Here is a 15,417-nt window from a genome sequence, read left to right on the forward strand (position 1 = left end):
GACGTACTGTGCATCTGGATGCCAAGGTACATCAATACGACTTTACGGTTGTATCGAACGAGCGGGTGGGAGACGGAATATTTCGCCTCGTCATCAGCTGTCCCGAGCTCGCCTCGCTGATTCTTCCGGGGCAGTTCATGAACTTCCGCGTTCCGGGGGACGCTTCCCACATCGTCAGGATCCCGCTTTCCTTCGCTTCGAGCGATGCGGGTACGGGCACCATCGAGCTCGTTTACGCCGCGGTGGGCGAGGGGACGAGGCGACTCTCCCTCTTGGAGGCCGGAGACGGTTCCGACCTGTTGGGGCCTTGCGGCCATGGCTGGAATGTCAGGCCTGGAGGCAGGGCACTCTGCGTCGCCGGCGGCGTCGGTGTTCCTCCGGTGCTTGCTGCCGCGAGGGCTCTCGTGCAGGCCGGCCGCACCGTCGACGTCGTGCTTGGCGCCCAGACCGCCTCGAGGCTCTGGGGCGAGACGGACGCGCTCGCCCTTGGCGCCGGGGAGGTCATGGTCTGCACCGACGACGGCTCCTATGGCATGAGGGGCTTTGCGACCATCGCCGTAGAGAAGCTCTTCTCCGCCAACGAGTACGACCTCGTGGTCACCTGCGGGCCCAACGTCATGATGGGCGCCGTCGCGCGCATTGCAGAGGATGCCGGCGTGGAGTGCCAGGCCTCCCTCGAGCGCATGATGACCTGCGGGTTCGGTGCCTGCAGCACCTGCAACGTCGCCATGAGGGCCGGCGGCTACAAGGCCTGCTGCATGGACGGTCCCGTATTTGACGCAAAGGAGGTCGCGTGGTGAGCGATACCGTGAACATGTCCGTCGACCTCGGCGGCATCAAGATGAAGAACCCCATCAACACTGCGTCCGGAACCTTCGGCAACGGTTGGCAGTTCGAGGGATTCTACGACGTCAGCACCCTTGGCGCCATCACGACCAAGGGTTGCGCGGCCGAGCCGTGGGACGGCAATCCCGCACCGCGCATGTGCGAGGTCAACTCGGCCATCATGAACTCCGTCGGCCTTCAGAATCCCGGGGCCCACGCGTTCGTAGAGACCTATGGCGAATACCTGGCGGGACTCGAGGGTCGTGGAACGCGCGTCATCGTCCAGGTCGCGGGCCACTCCCTCGAGGAGTACGCCCGGGCCGTCGAGCTTTTTGACGAGCTCGCGCCGTTTGCCTCCGGCTTCGAAATTAACATCTCGTGTCCCAACGTGAGCAAGGGCGGCGCCGCCATGGGCGCAACTCCCAAAGCGGCCGCCGAGGTCATGCGTGCGGTTCGCCCCCTCACTTCGAGGCCCGTCGTTGTCAAGATGGCGCCGCATGACGTCGCCGAGATCGGGCGCGCGCTGGAGGCCGAGGGTGCGGACGCACTCTCGCTCATCAATACCATTCCCGCCATGGCCATCGACGTGAGGACTAGAAGAAGCCGCCTCTCGAGGGCCACGGCTGGCCTTTCCGGCCCCGCCATTCACAACATCGCGGTGCGCATGGTCTGGGAATGCCACAACGCGGTCGATATCCCGCTGTGCGGAATCGGCGGCGTCTCCTCGGGTGCGGACGCGGCCGAGTTCATCCTGGCCGGAGCCACGGCCGTCTCTGTCGGTACGGCGAACCTTACCGACCCCACGAGTGCCCCGAGGATACTGTCAGAGCTTGAGCAATGGGCCGAGTCCCAGGGTGTCCGTGACATCAACGATTTGATTGGAGCTGCCGAATGCTAGGTGAAGAGGCTGCGCGTGAGTCCGTTATCGTCGCGCTAGATTGTGACAAGCAGATCGCGCTAGAGCTTGCCGACAGGCTTCGTGACAAGGCACGCTGGGTCAAGGTCGGCATGACGCTCTTCTACGCCGAGGGCCCGTCCATCGTGAGAGAGATGCACGATAGGGGGTTCAAGGTATTTCTCGACCTAAAGATCCACGACATCCCCTTCCAGGTCAGGGGAGCTGCCCGCTCCGCCTCGCTCTCGGGTGCAGATATCCTTTCCATTCACGGCCTGGGCTCCTCTGCCATGATCGCCCAGGCGCGTGAGGGCGTTGAGGAGGCCGCTGCCAAGCGCGACGGCGACCGCACGAGGCTCGTCGCGATTTCCGTGCTGACGAGCATGGACCAGGGCTCGCTTTCCGAGGTCGGCATCGAGCTTCCTGTCAAGGACGAGGTCGCAAGGCTCGCTAAGCTCTCCTTTGACGCGGGCTCCGACGGCATCGTCTGCTCTCCGCAGGAGGCTGCCCAGATGCGCAAACTTCTGGGTCCGGAGGCCCTGCTCGTAACCCCGGGCGTCAGGCCGGTCGGCTCTGCGGTCGGTGACCAGAAGCGCGTTGCCACGCCTGCGGCTGCGATTGCTGCTGGAGCATCGAAAATTGTGGTCGGTCGCCCAATAACGCAGGCCGATGAGCCAATTTCTGCCTTCGAATGCATAGTGAATGAGCTAGTGAAGGGCTAATATTCTTTACGGGAGCGGTATTGAAGTGCAGTTATGTGTATTTCAGCCCGTCCACGTGCGTTTTTGCCAATAGGTACTTGATAAATACAGGACATATTGGCAAACTATCGTCTTGCACGTTGATTAACAGCGCTTTTGCAAGGCGTTATACGTATGAATTCCGATGTTTGGAGGAACCCATGGCACTACCTCAGCTTACTGACGAGCAGCGTAAGGCAGCACTCGAGAAGGCCGCTGCGGCCCGTCACGCGCGTGCTGAGCTGCGTGAGAAGATCAAGCAGGGTGAGATTTCTCTCGAGGAGGTTCTCAACTCTGAGGATCCTATCGCCAGCCGTATGAAGGTCTCCGCACTCATCGAGTCCCTGCCTGGCTATGGCAAGGCTAAGGCTGCCAAGATTATGGACGAGCTCGCCATCTCCTCCACTCGTCGCGTTAAGGGCCTCGGTGCTCGTCAGCGCGAGCAGCTTCTCGAGGTGCTTTCCAAGTAAGTGAGCACTCCTCGTTTATTTGTCATTTCCGGACCGTCGGGTGCGGGGAAGGGTACTTTGCTCTCGCTTGTTCGCGAGCAACGGCCTGACCTCGGCCTGACGGTTTCGGCTACCACTCGTTCGCCGCGTCCCGGCGATGTGAATGGTGTCACGTACCACTTCCTCACCGATTCCGAGTTCGTCTCCAAGGTCGAGGCCGGAGAGTTTCTCGAGTGGGCGGACGTGCATGGCCACAAATACGGGACGCTTAAGAGTGAGGTTGACTCTCGAATCGCCGATGGCAAGTCGGTCATTCTCGAGATTGACGTTCAGGGGGCCTTTAACGTCAAGAGGATCTACCCCTCTGCCGTACTCATCTTCATCGAGCCGCCCTCCCTAGAGGTTCTCGAGCGGAGGCTGCGCGGTAGGGGTACCGAGGACGAGGCTTCCGTTGAGCTGAGGCTCACGAACGCCCGTCGAGAGATGGATTTGGCCGATCGCTACGATGCCCGGGTTGTCAATGACGATTTGGACAGGGCGGCAGCTGAACTTGCCCGCATTTTTGATCACTACGAGACGAATGGAGGTAACTCCTAACATGGCAGTTACTAAGCCCGAGATCGATGATCTCCTATCGATGACCGAGCAGAACCCGTTCCTGCTCTGCACCGTCGCTTCCAAGCGTGCGTGCGACATCAATAACATGGTACGTGGCCAGCACCTCCGCGTCACCGCCATCCAAGACTTTGACGACATCACTCCCGTCGTTTCGGGAGAGGACCCCGTCACCATCGCCATGACTGAGATCGAGGACGGCACCCTCGGCTTCGTCAAGGAGAAGTTTGACGAGGAGATCAAGGGCAACAACACTCGCGTCGAGCGCAACCTCTAGGCATGACTAACAGAGTCTGTCTGGTCCACTACCACGAGATCGGCCTCAAGGGCAAGAACCGTTCCACCTTTGAGAACCAGCTCGTGAGGAACCTTCGCTGTGCGCTTCGTAGCTTTCCCGTCAAGGGGATCAAGAGGATCTCGGGTCATCTGCTCGTGACGGTGGAGGATGGCTTCGCCTCTCAGGAGCTTGCTCATGCCATCTCCCGCGTTCCCGGAGTGGCGCGCGTCTCTCTTGCATACCTCTGCGGTCTTGAGCAGGATGAGTACTGTGCCGCTGCCGTCAAGGCCCTTGGCGAGGCGGGGGAGTTCACAACCTTCAAGGTTCATGCGCGTAGGTCGTCGACCGACTACGAGCTTCACACGCTTGACATCAACCGACTCGTGGGCGGCGTACTCTGCCAGGAGTTCCCCGACAAGAAGGTTGCCATGCACGGCCCCGACGTGACGGTCATCGTCATGGTCGTCAACGCGAGCGTCTACGTGTACGCCGACACCGGTCGTGGCGTCGGCGGTCTTCCCGTCGGCACCGCAGGTAAGGTCGTCACGCTCCTCTCGAGCGGCTTCGACTCTCCGGTCGCTACGTGGATGGTCGGACGTCGTGGTGCTACCTGTGTTCCCGTGCACTTCTCGGGTCGCCCCATGACCGCCGACACCAGCGAGTACCTCTGTCAGGACATCGTCAACGCGCTTGCTCCCTCCGGCATGATTGGGCGTATGTACGTCGTTCCGTTTGGCGAGAAACAGCGCGAGATCTCACTTGCCGTTCCGCAGAGCCTGCGCATCATCACCTACCGTAGGATCATGTTCGCCGTGGCCGAGAGGATTGCGCAGATCGAGGGTGCCAAGGCCCTCGTCACCGGTGAGTCCCTGGGGCAGGTCGCCTCTCAGACGCTCGATAACATCTCGGTCGTCAATGAGATGGTCTCGCTTCCCGTGCTCCGCCCCCTCATCGGGTCGGACAAGCTTGAGATCATGAGCCGTGCCGAGGAGATTGGCACGTACGACATTAGCTCCCAGGACGCCGCCGACTGCTGCACCCTTTTCATGCCGCGTCGCCCCGAGACCCACGCGAAGCCCGACCAGGTACACGAGGCCTGGGACTCCTTCGACCATGATGCCATGATCGACGACCTGGTTAACAGCATCGAGTACGTCGACTTTGACCAGTGCCCGAGCTACAAGCCCCCTCGTGGGTACCGTGCACGCCACCGCGAGCTCGCTCCTGCCGCCTTCGAACGTGATGACGTCAAGTAGGGTGTGCGTCGTGCCCCGTCAGCTAGGCGAGAGCTTGAAGTGACTTAGGAGCGACCATACCTTTCTGTTTCGCCAAAGCATGCCACCCCTGGGACGATGATTGTCCTGGGGGTGGTTTTTATGGCGCAGCGCAGAAGCAAGGGTCGGGCGAGTTCGTCGGTTTCCCTCTTTTCCGACTCGGTCTCCAAAAGGATTGCCCTGTCTGGGCGGCGGCGGAGTGCCGTCATCGTTCTTGCGTGCTGCTTCCTGTTTGCGGTCGTGGGCATCACGTTCGTCCTGCTTCGGCAGGGTGAGTATAGGCTCACGCGCTCATCGGGACCTGGGGTCGCGGCGGAGGCTGACGCTCGCCAGGGTGCGCACGAGTCGGAGCCTGTAGATCGGGGGGAACCCTCCGACTCAGAAGGCTCCTCGAAGGCGTCCGACTCCACGGAGACGTTCTTCGTGCACGTCGACGGCGCCGTCGCCTCGCCCGGAGTCTACGAGCTCGCCGCCGGCTCGCGTGCCAACGACGCGGTCCGCGCTGCCGGTGGACCCACCGAGGGTGCAGACCTTTCCATGCTCAACCTTGCGCAGAAGGTCTCGGACGGGGAGAAGATCCATGTCCCCGCTCAAGGCGAGGCGGCTCCCCAACCCTCGCAGGCAGATGTCGGTTCCATCGATCCCTCCGTCCCCCCTATCGGTTCTGGCTCGTCTAAGGGCGGCGCGTCGCTCGTTAACATCAACACGGCCAGTGTCGACGAGCTTAAGACGCTCAGTGGCGTAGGAGAGTCCACTGCCAAGGCGATCGTGGAGGACCGGACAAATAACGGGCCGTTCGCCAGCAAGGAAGACCTGATGCGCGTCTCTGGCATAGGCGAGAAGAAATACGCCAAGCTTGAGGGGAGCATCTGTGTCTAGGGAAGCGAGGTTTCCCGACCGCCCCGGCATTCCCGTCTCCCTCTACTCGCTCATCGTCGTCATGGCGGTGGAGAGGCTCGTCCTTCTCGGCGGGATGGTGCCGCCTCCCCTTGCAACGGCACCTCTTTTCCTACTTCTCCTCGCGCTTTCGTGCGTCCTCGTTCGAAGGGTCGGGTCCGAGGTCGTGGCGCTTACCGTGTTTGTCGCCGCTTCGGCGACGATTGCCCTATTCGCCTCCTCGGCGCGTTCGTCCTCGCTCGAACGTGCTGCTTGCGTTCTGGCCCGCACGCCTCCGTCTGCATGTACGTACCGCGTTTCTTCGGATTCCGCCGCATCGACGGGCGGATATCGTTCGCGTGCCGTCGCTTGCGTGGACGGCGAGGCCGTCGCAGATGTGTGGCTGTCTTCCAAAGATGAGCTTCGCGCGGGCGACGTCGTACGCTGCGTCGGTCGCTTTCGATCCAATTCGGATGACGAGTGGGGGAGGAGCAATCGCGGCCGGGGAATTATGGGCTCCGTCAGCGCGGTTCGCGTCGTCTCGCGCGGTTCCGACGACGGCGCGCTCGCACCTTTGCGTGCGTTTCGCGAGGACGTAATTTCGGATATCGTCTCGCAAGGTTCCGATGGGTCGACCGTCCTTGCGGGCTGTTTGTGCGGCTATCGAGGAGCCCTTAAGGAACGTGAGGTAGATAGGCTCTTCTCGACCTGTGGGGTGTCCCACCTCATTGCCGTGTCGGGGACTCACATCGCGATTGTGGCCGAGCTTGTGGCTATGGTCATGTCGCGTATTGGCGCTCGGCGCCTTGTCTCCGCTGTCGTTCTGTTGCTGTCGATCGGTTCCTTCGTCCTCTTTTGTGGAGCGCCGCCGTCCGCCGTCCGCGCGGGCCTCATGTCCGTCGTGGCTTCGGGTGCGGCGCTCGCCGGAAGGAGGGGGCAGTCGCTTTCGGCCGTCTGCGCGGTCGCCATTCCGCTGTGCCTCGTCGAACCTTGTCTCTCGTGTGAGGTTGGGTTTTTGCTGTCTGTCGTCGCGGTGGCCTCGCTTTGCCTGTTCGCGCCGTATGCCGCCTACGTCATCGAGGTGCTCTTCTCGTCCGAGGCGGCTTCTCGCTGGGCCTCTCGCAGAAGATGGGGGAGAAGGGCCCTCGAAACGCTCTCGGGAGCCAGACGCGCCCTTGCCGTCACCCTCGTTGCCCAGGTTGCGACGGCTCCCATTATTGTCTCGAACTTCTCCGAGATATCGCTCGTGGCACCGTTCACCAACCTGCTGGTGTCGCCTTTTGTCGCAATCGTCGTGGCCCTCGGCGTCGCGTCCTGCCTTCTCCGCCCCGCACCCTGGGCCTCCTTTGTCCTCGTCAGGACCGCCTCGGTGATAGGGGATGCGGTGGTTGCCGTGCTTCGCGCAGTATCCGCCTGTCCCTTCTCGTCTGTCTCCGTTTCGGCCTCTGAGGGCGTGGCATTTGCCGTCTTCTTTGGTCTCTCCCTCGCCCTGCTCATTTGGTGGCCTCGCGTTAACGCGAGGCTTGTCCGGCATGTGATGCTCGCGGTTTTCGTTGGAAGTGCTTGTCTGCTGTTCAGATGGCGCTTCTTCGCTCCAGCGCGGGTCTGCGTACTGGACGTCGGACAGGGTGACGCTATCCTGGTGCAGGACGGTTCCTCCGCGATCCTGGTCGACGTCGGTCCCGACGACAGCGTCGTCCAGGAGCTCCAGAGCCTTCACGTCCTTCATCTTGACGCCGTGGTCGTCACCCACCTTCATGGCGACCACTATGGTGGTTTCGACTCGCTTTCGAGGGGAATCGGATGCGACCGGGTCCTCGTGGCGCGCGGGGTCTCCTCCGGCTTTGCCCGGATCGAGTCGGGCGCTTTGGCCCGCACGGCTCCCGAAGGTGTCGGCGAGTTGGGTCTTGGCGATGCCCTTGACTGCGGAGGATTCCACCTTCGCGTCGTATGGCCCGAGTCTGACGTCGATGGCACGCAGAATGCGCACTCGCTTGAGCTTGTGCTTTCTTACGACGAGGGTGGTCGCTCGATGACGGGACTCCTTACGGGAGATGCCGAGCGTGACGAGACCGGTGAGGTCGTCGACTCGGGTCGTGTCGGTCGGATTGACTTCCTCAAGGTTGGGCACCATGGTTCGCGAGTTTGCCTCACGCCCTCCGAGACAAAGGCGTTGTCACCGCTTTTGAGTGTCGCAAGTGCGGGTGAGGGCAACTCCTACGGACACCCGTCCGAGGAGGCCGTCGACATGCTGGAGGACGTTGGCTCTCGCTTCTTCTGCACGAAGGACGTCGGTCGCGTCGTGGTGGCTCCCGGGTCGGGAGGGCTTGAGGTTTCATGCGAAAGGGTGCCGGAGCCCCTGCCCGATGTGGCATAGTATTCAAGGACGAAAGGGGATGTCTTGGCAAGAATTTCAAATGCGGCTCTGCTTCCCGCCTACCTGGTGGTCGGAAGCGACGAGCTCAAAGTCGAGAAGACGGTCTGCAGGCTCAAGTCCCGCCTGGACGAGGGTCTCGCCACCTTCAACCTCGACGAGCTGAAAGCATCTGCCGACCTGCTGCCCGGCACCCTGACCTCCTCGCTCAACACCATCCCCGTCGGCACCGGCTTTAGGCTCGTGGTTGTGCACGACGCCGAGAAGCTTCCCAAGCCGACCTCCGAGGCCATCATCTCCTACCTCAAGGACCCGAACGAGGGCTGCGTACTTCTCCTCGTCGCAAAGACTCTCGCCAAGACGACCAGGCTCTACAAGGCGGTCAAGGCGTGCGGCGACAAGTCCGTCATCGATTGCTTCCCGCCGAAGAAGCGCTGGGAACTCTCCGGCCAGGTCTGCAAGCTCGCTCGCGCGCACGGCCTCCAGATGGACGAGGCCGCCGCGACGGAGCTCATATCGCGCGTCGGCGAGTCGACCGTCATGCTCGATGCCCAGCTCAAGTCACTTGCTGCGCTTTTTGGTGACGGTGCCTGCATAGGTGTGCCAGAGGTCGAGAAGAACGTGGCGCGCATTGCCGACGTCAAGCCCTGGGACCTTCTTGATGCCGTCTCGGCGCGTGATGCGCAGAAGGCCCTGAGACTCTATCGCATGATGAGGAAGCCCTCCCAGATCGCGCTCGTCACCTTCCTGAGTGGAAGGATTCGCGAGCTCATCTGCGCCAAGTCGCTCGACGCTCGTGGCGAGGGCGGGATGCTCCCCGGCGAGCTGAAGAAGCAGCAATGGCAGGTCAAGAACTACGTCGGCTGGGCCCGGCGCTTCGCTCCCGGCGAGCTTGAGTCCGCGCTTTCCTCCCTTGCGCGCTGCGAGGCTGACCTCAAGAGCGGAGCGGATGCCGAGACCACCTTCGTCACGCTCATGCTCGAGCTCTGTGGGGTTTAGGCTCCGTTCCTCTCATACGGTCTTTCCCACGCCGTTTCTCTCGAGTGACGCTTCCAAAACATGGCGCAATTGTGTCGTTTCGAGTGATCGCTCGTGTCGCGGTGCATGCATTTCTCTGCTGTGCTGTTTTTTTGACATAAAAAGGGCGCATCCAATGGATGCGCCCCATGAGCCTTTATGAGGTGAAGAAGCGTCTTACTTGAGGGTGTTGACGAGCTTCTGCATGCCAGACTTGCGCTCGGCAGCCTGATTCTTGTGGATGATGCCCTTGGAGGCGGCCTTGTCCATCAGACGACCGGCGACGTTGGCAGCCTTCTGGGCCTCCTCGACGTCCTTGGCCTCGACGGCAAGACGAACCTTCTTGACGGCGGTCTTGAGCTCGGAGCGGACTGCCCTGTTGCGGATGCGAGCCTTCTCTGCGGTGAGAATGCGCTTCTTCTGAGACTTGATGTTAGCCACGTGTGGTTCCTTTCGGTTCTTATCCTTGAGGCCTCTTATTTACGAGGTGTAGGACGTGGGGAATCCGACACCTGACACGGCGAGGTCGACTTCGGGAGTATAGCACGTAACGTGCGATTTACGCTATTATCTTCCGCATGGCTAACAATGATACTTCACATATTCGCAATTTCTCGATCGTTGCGCACATCGACCACGGCAAGTCGACCATCTCTGACAGGATCCTCGAGCTCACCCACACGGTAGAGCGGCGAGACCTAGCGAGCCAGATGCTCGACTCCATGGAGATCGAGCGCGAGCGTGGCATTACCATCAAGAGCAATGCCGTTCGCGTGGTCTACACCGCAGACAACGGGGAGGACTACCAGTTCAACCTGATTGACACTCCTGGCCACGTCGACTTCACCTACGAGGTCTCCCGCTCGCTTGCGGCCTGCGAGGGCGCGGTTCTGGTCGTCGATGCCACGCAGGGTGTCGAGGCCCAGACGGTCTCGAACGCGAGCCTCGCGATGAATGCGAATCTCGACATCGTCCCCGCTATCAACAAGATTGACCTTCCGTCGGCTCACCCTGACGAGGTCAAGGCTGAGATCGAGGAGGACCTTGCCATCCCGGCCGACGACGCCGTCCTTGTGTCGGGCAAGACCGGCGAGGGCATCCACGACCTCCTCGAGTCGATCGTGTATCTGGTCTCGCCGCCGAAGGGCGACGCGAACGCCCCGCTCAAGGCCCTCATTCTGGACTCGTATTTCGACGAGTACCGCGGCGTGGTGGCGACGGTGCGCGTGTTCGACGGCGTCATGCGCGCCGGCAAGAGCATGCGCATGATGGCACTCGGCGACACCTTCCTGTGCGACGGCGTCGGCGTCAAGCGCCCACTCGAAACGCCCCTCGACGAGCTCGGGGTGGGCGAGGTCGGCTACGTCGTCACTGGATTGAAGGATCCCGCCCTCGTCAAGACCGGCGACACCATCACGCTTGTAGACGATCCCTGTGCCGAGCCCTGTCCCGGCTACCACGAGGCGAAGCCCATGGTCTTCACGGGCCTTTTCCCGATTGACAACAAGCAGTACGAGAACCTTCGCGACGCGCTCGAGAAGCTCAAGGTCAACGACCCGTCGCTCACCTGGGACCCCGAGACCTCCGTCGCACTGGGCTTTGGCTTCCGCGTGGGATTCCTCGGTCTTCTCCACATGGAGGTCGTGAAGGAGCGCCTGGAGCGCGAGTTCAACCTCGACCTGATTGCGACGAGTCCCTCCGTCAACTACCACGTGTTCAAGACAGACGGCTCCATGATCGAGATCACGAGCCCTCAGGACATGCCCGAGGTGACGAGGATCGACCATATCGAGGAGCCCTACCTCAAGGCAAAGGTCATCGTTCCGCCCGAGTTCATGGGCGCCGTCATGCAGCTTGCCATCGACCACCGTGGCATCACGCAGGACATGGTCTACCTCTCCGAGAAGTCGGTCGAGATGCACTTCGACATGCCTTTGGCCGAGCTCATTTTGGACTTCTTCGACCAGCTGAAGAGCCGCACCAAGGGCTACGCCTCCCTCGACTACGAGCTGTCCGACTACCGCAGCTCCGACCTCGTCAAGCTTGACATCCTGCTCTCGGGTGACGAGGTTGACGCGCTCTCGTTCATCGTTCACAAGGACAAGGCCTACGAGCTCGCCCGCCGCCTGTGCGACAAGCTCAAGGAGATCATCCCGCGCCAGCAGTTCGAGGTTCCCATCCAGGGAGCCATCGGCAACAAGATCATCAGTCGCTCGACTGTCAAGGCTCATCGCAAGGACGTCCTCGCCAAGTGCTACGGCGGCGACATCTCGCGTAAGCGCAAGCTTCTCGAGAAGCAGAAGGAGGGCAAGAAGCGCATGAAGTCCATCGGCTCCGTCGAGGTCCCACAGGAGGCGTTCCTCGCCGTCCTCAAGGTGGATGACGACAAGTGATGCATGGTCTGAACTTCGAGGATTCTCGTCGCAAAGCCCCCGGGTCGCTTTGCGACGCCCCCGCCGCGTCCGAGGTGCTCGCCGCTTTGGCGAGAGGTGCCGGACTCTCCGACGCGCTCGAGCGCTTCCCCCGTGCGGGCACCCTTCGCGAGCGTCTCGAGCGCGCCCGCTACCTCATGGCGCCCATGGCCGGCGTATCTGACGCGGCCTATCGTATGATGGCGCGCGCCGGCGGGGCCGGTCTGGCATACTCCGAGATGGTGTCGGTCGCTGGCATCCACTACGAAGGCGAGAAGACCTGGGACCTCGTTATCCCGCGCGATCCCGAGCCCGACCTCGCCGTCCAGCTGTTCGGGTCGAAGCCCGACCAGTTCAGGGAGGCTGCGGCTCAGGTGTCTGAGCGCCTCGGCGACCGTCTTGCGCTCATCGACATCAACATGGCCTGCCCGGTTCCGAAGGTCACCAAGAAGGGCGAGGGCTCGGCTCTCCTGGACGAGCCGGAGCTCGCGGCCGATATCGTGCGTGCCTGCGTGCGAGAGGCGAGCGTCCCCGTTACCTGCAAGATCAGACGTAGCCGACGCCCCGGCCCCGAGCAGGCGCCCGACTTCGCGCGCGCTCTCGAGCAGGCGGGCGCCTCTGCCGTCGCGGTTCATGGCAGGTGCGCGAGCCAGCTCTATCGCGGCGAGGCCGACTGGTCCGTCGTCAGGCACGTGGTCGACGCGGTCTCGATACCGGTCATCGGCTCTGGTGACGTGCTCAGCGCCGAGAGCGCGTCTCGCATGCGCGCGGAGACCGGTGCGAGTGCGGTCATGGTCGCGCGCGGAACCTACGGAAACCCCTGGATCTTCGGGTCCGCTCGTCTCGTTGACGCTGGGAAGCCCCCCAAGGAGCCCTCGGCCCTGGAGCGTATCTCGGCATTCGAGTGCCACGTCAGACTGCTTGCTGCCACCGGTGCCCACCTGGCTCGCGCCCGCAGCCTTGCCGGCTGGTACTTCAAGGGCATGCCGCATGCTGCCGCCTGGAGAAACAACGCTATGTCCTGCGTCTTGCTCGAGGATTTTCTGAAGCTCGCGCGCGATCTGCGCATTCGCGCGCTGGAGGGCTAGCGTGCCTGCCGCGGGAGAGGTCGCGCTTTGGTCGGACCATTCGCTCGACCGCTCTGTGGGCGCGCTCTACGTCCACGTTCCCTTTTGCAAGAGCAAGTGTGCCTACTGTGACTTCTCCTCTCGGGCCACGAGCGCGGACGACCCGCTGCTTGCCGAGTACGCACGGGCAATCGAGGCGCAGCTCGAGGCGTTCGCCGACGTCGGCCTGCTCGATCGCTCCGACACCGCCTACGTTGGCGGAGGAACGCCGTCGAGGCTCGGCCCGGCGCTGCCGCCTCTTGTCGAGACCATCCGGCGCCTCTGCTCGCCGTCCGAGCTGAGCTGCGAGGCCAACCCAGAGTCGCTCGACGGGGCGCTCGCGCGCTCGCTCGCGCGGGCCGGCGCCTCGCGCATCTCGCTTGGCGTGCAGTCGACCTGCGACGTCGAGCTTCGTGCCCTCGGGCGCGCTCACGATGCCGCCGAGGCGCTTGCTGCCGTCTCGCGCGCCCGCGATGCCGGACTTACCGTCTCGTGCGACCTCATGTGCGCTACTCCTGAGCAGACGGACGAGTCGTGGGACCGCTCGGTCTCCGACGTCATCGCGGCCGGAGCCGATCACGTGAGCGTCTATCCGCTCGCCATCGAGGAGGGTACGGCGTTTGGAAGGCGCTTTGGAGACGACGCCCAGCCCTGGAACGACGAGGACGTCCAGGCCCGCCGCATGAAGATCGCTCGCGAGATTCTTGCCTCTTGCGGTTTCGCCCGCTACGAGGTCGCCAGCTACGCGCGGCCCGGGTGTCGATGCGCGCACAACATCGCCTACTGGACCGGCGTTCCGTACCTCGGCGTCGGCACCGCCGCGGCTGGCATGCTCACGCGTCGTGGCTACGAGCGCCTTAGGCTGGCGTGCCCGCAGCTCCCCGATGCTCCAGGCGGCGTCGTGCGCATACGCCTAACCGTGAGGTCAGACGCCCGGCAGATCGCGGGCGACCCGAGGACTGAGGCGCTCCTGTTCGACGGCGAGTTCCTGAGCGAGGAACAAGCCGCGGCCGAGGACCTCATGCTTGGCGCGCGCCTCGTCGACGGCGTGTCGCCTGCGCTTCTGGGCCACGCACGCGACGTATTCGGCCCCTCACGGCTCGACGATACGCTTGAGTCGGTGCTGGGGTCCGGCCTCGCCGTGCTCGAGGACGGGCGCTTGCGCCCGACCGAGAGCGGATGGCTTTTGGGCAACGAGCTCTACGGCTCTTTGTGGTCGCTCTCGAGCGGCGAAGTGACGTCCTTCTCGGCTTAGCGCAAGATCCGCGCAAACGCTTCTTTTTGAAGATTCGTGCAGCTAGCGCGGGTCCGTGTATAACGGGTGGGCGCTAGGGATAGAATTCTCTGGACTGTTTGGAAGATCCTGTCGATTGGTATAGCCGATGCCCTCCATGAACGAAAAGGACTACTACGCCATCCTTGGCGTCGAGAAGGACGCTACGAGTGACCAGGTGCGCAAGGCCTTCCAGCAGAAGGCGCGCAAGCTCCATCCCGACGTGAACAAGGAGCCGGACGCCGAGGAGCGCTTCAAGGAGGTCTCCGAGGCCTACGCGGTCCTTTCCGACGAGAGCAAGCGTCGCCGTTACGACGCAATGCGCTCCGGCTCTCCCTTCGGCGGCTATGGCGCGCCCGCGGGCGAGGCGCAGGGCGACCCGTTCACTGGCGGATCTCCCTTTGGCTGGGGTTTCCCCTTCGGTGCCGCTGGCTATGGAAGGCGCAGCGCCACGCGAGCGCGCTCCTATAACCCTCGGGCTGGTGCCGACATCACGTTCAACCTCACTCTCGACGACGAGACCGCTCGCAAGGGCGGCAGCCGCGGCGTGACTTTCCAACGCTTCGTCGTCTGCGACGTGTGCTCTGGCAAGGGCTCGGTCGAATCGGCGCATGCCGAGACCTGTCCCACCTGCGGCGGGCGTGGCAGGATCCAGGTCGACCTGACCGGCGTCTTCGGCTTCGGCGCCCTCGACGTCGAGTGCCCCGAGTGCGAGGGCTCGGGAAAGGTCGTTGCCGATCCCTGCGAGAACTGCGGCGGCTCCGGCCGCGTCCTTTCTGCCAGCGAGGTGGTCGTCGAGATTCCCGCGGGCTCCCATGACGGTGACGTTGTCAGGGTCAAGGGCATGGGCAACGCGGGCACGAACGGCTCGAGCTCTGGAGACTTCGTCTGCAGGTTGGGCGTTCCCTCCGAGCAGCTGTCCCCGCGCCAGGCCTTCGGGTTCCAGGTGCTCGGCTTCGACGCCCCGTTCATCGTGTTCGGCGCCATCGCGGGAGTGATTCCCTCCATGTTGCTCTACGTTGTAGCTCTGCTGCTGCTCGGCGCTTTCATGGTCGTCCGGGGTGGCCCCGTCGGTCGCAATGCCCGCTGGTGGAGAAATGCGCTCACCACGTTCCTGGGCGGCGCCGCCAACGGGGCGCTTCTCGCGCTGGTCATGGTTTCGATGTTCTCATGCGGGAGCTCCATGGGCAGGCGCGCTCTCTACCGGTCCGGCTTCGTCGGGCTCTAGGGGTCCCGATTCCGATAATTGTTCGATTTGTTCGTTGCTGTGTGGGAGATTGGTTAG

At 63.0% G+C, this 15,417-nt stretch carries 15 protein-coding genes; 14 read left to right on the forward strand and 1 reads right to left on the reverse strand.

Annotated elements, in window-relative coordinates; all coding sequences use genetic code 11:
* Positions 1 to 8 precede the first annotated feature (8 nt).
* From BMY31_RS07000 to holA, 10 genes are all read left to right on the forward strand, one after another.
* On the forward strand, positions 9 to 800 hold the full coding sequence (locus tag BMY31_RS07000) for a dihydroorotate dehydrogenase electron transfer subunit (RefSeq protein ID WP_180371376.1): 792 nt from the start codon (positions 9 to 11) through the stop codon (positions 798 to 800).
* A 14-nt stretch (positions 801 to 814) separates the two neighbouring features.
* The gene (locus BMY31_RS07005) at positions 815 to 1,723 is read left to right on the forward strand and encodes a dihydroorotate dehydrogenase (RefSeq protein ID WP_078687688.1); all 909 of its coding nucleotides are present in this window, start codon (positions 815 to 817) and stop codon (positions 1,721 to 1,723) included.
* A complete protein-coding gene (gene pyrF / locus BMY31_RS07010; protein WP_091009342.1) occupies positions 1,717 to 2,442 on the forward strand; it encodes an orotidine-5'-phosphate decarboxylase in 726 nt (241 codons plus the stop codon). The genes BMY31_RS07005 and pyrF overlap by 7 nt, the downstream gene beginning before the upstream one ends.
* Positions 2,443 to 2,621: 179 nt before the next feature.
* Positions 2,622 to 2,930, forward strand: a complete 309-nt coding sequence (mihF, locus tag BMY31_RS07015) for an integration host factor, actinobacterial type (protein ID WP_078687608.1) — start codon at positions 2,622 to 2,624, stop codon at positions 2,928 to 2,930.
* Positions 2,931 to 3,506 carry a guanylate kinase gene (gene gmk / locus BMY31_RS07020; RefSeq protein WP_078687609.1) on the forward strand — a complete coding sequence of 192 codons (576 nt, stop codon included), beginning with the start codon at positions 2,931 to 2,933 and terminating at the stop codon, positions 3,504 to 3,506. It abuts the gene before it with no gap.
* 1 nt (position 3,507) lies between these two features.
* Complete coding sequence (locus BMY31_RS07025; protein ID WP_078687610.1) at positions 3,508 to 3,801, forward strand: DNA-directed RNA polymerase subunit omega; 294 nt, start codon at positions 3,508 to 3,510, stop codon at positions 3,799 to 3,801.
* A 2-nt stretch (positions 3,802 to 3,803) separates the two neighbouring features.
* Entirely contained in the window at positions 3,804 to 5,057 is a 1,254-nt protein-coding gene (gene thiI / locus BMY31_RS07030; RefSeq protein ID WP_091009343.1) for a tRNA uracil 4-sulfurtransferase ThiI, read from the forward strand.
* Positions 5,058 to 5,177: 120 nt separating this feature from the next.
* The gene (locus BMY31_RS07035) at positions 5,178 to 5,954 is read left to right on the forward strand and encodes a ComEA family DNA-binding protein (protein ID WP_091009347.1); all 777 of its coding nucleotides are present in this window, start codon (positions 5,178 to 5,180) and stop codon (positions 5,952 to 5,954) included.
* On the forward strand, positions 5,947 to 8,328 hold the full coding sequence (locus tag BMY31_RS07040) for a ComEC/Rec2 family competence protein (RefSeq protein WP_091009349.1): 2,382 nt from the start codon (positions 5,947 to 5,949) through the stop codon (positions 8,326 to 8,328). The genes BMY31_RS07035 and BMY31_RS07040 overlap by 8 nt, the downstream gene beginning before the upstream one ends.
* A 24-nt stretch (positions 8,329 to 8,352) precedes the next feature.
* Positions 8,353 to 9,324, forward strand: a complete 972-nt coding sequence (holA, locus tag BMY31_RS07045; protein WP_090991481.1) for a DNA polymerase III subunit delta — start codon at positions 8,353 to 8,355, stop codon at positions 9,322 to 9,324.
* 195 nt (positions 9,325 to 9,519) lie between these two features.
* Here holA and rpsT read toward each other — a convergent pair whose 3' ends face one another.
* Positions 9,520 to 9,783: a 30S ribosomal protein S20 gene (rpsT, locus tag BMY31_RS07050; protein WP_078687614.1), complete on the reverse strand. Its 264-nt coding sequence runs from the start codon at positions 9,781 to 9,783 to the stop codon at positions 9,520 to 9,522.
* Positions 9,784 to 9,920: 137 nt separating this feature from the next.
* Here rpsT and lepA point away from each other — a divergent pair, with 137 nt between their 5' ends.
* From lepA to BMY31_RS07070, 4 genes are all read left to right on the forward strand, one after another.
* Complete coding sequence (gene lepA, locus BMY31_RS07055) at positions 9,921 to 11,735, forward strand: translation elongation factor 4 (RefSeq protein WP_078687615.1); 1,815 nt, start codon at positions 9,921 to 9,923, stop codon at positions 11,733 to 11,735.
* Positions 11,732 to 12,841 carry a tRNA dihydrouridine synthase gene (locus BMY31_RS07060; RefSeq protein WP_374057311.1) on the forward strand — a complete coding sequence of 370 codons (1,110 nt, stop codon included), beginning with the start codon at positions 11,732 to 11,734 and terminating at the stop codon, positions 12,839 to 12,841. Before lepA ends, BMY31_RS07060 begins: the two co-directional genes overlap by 4 nt.
* Position 12,842: 1 nt before the next feature.
* Positions 12,843 to 14,114 (forward strand): coproporphyrinogen-III oxidase family protein, encoded by a 1,272-nt coding sequence (locus BMY31_RS07065; RefSeq protein WP_234970764.1) that lies wholly within the window; start codon positions 12,843 to 12,845, stop codon positions 14,112 to 14,114.
* Between the two features lie 136 nt (positions 14,115 to 14,250).
* Positions 14,251 to 15,360 carry a DnaJ domain-containing protein gene (locus BMY31_RS07070; RefSeq protein WP_307777424.1) on the forward strand — a complete coding sequence of 370 codons (1,110 nt, stop codon included), beginning with the start codon at positions 14,251 to 14,253 and terminating at the stop codon, positions 15,358 to 15,360.
* The last annotated feature ends 57 nt before the right edge of the window (positions 15,361 to 15,417 follow it).

Origin of the sequence: Parafannyhessea umbonata (genome assembly GCF_900111255.1) — a bacterium.
Taxonomy (GTDB): Bacteria; Actinomycetota; Coriobacteriia; order Coriobacteriales; family Atopobiaceae; genus Olsenella_J; species Olsenella_J umbonata_A.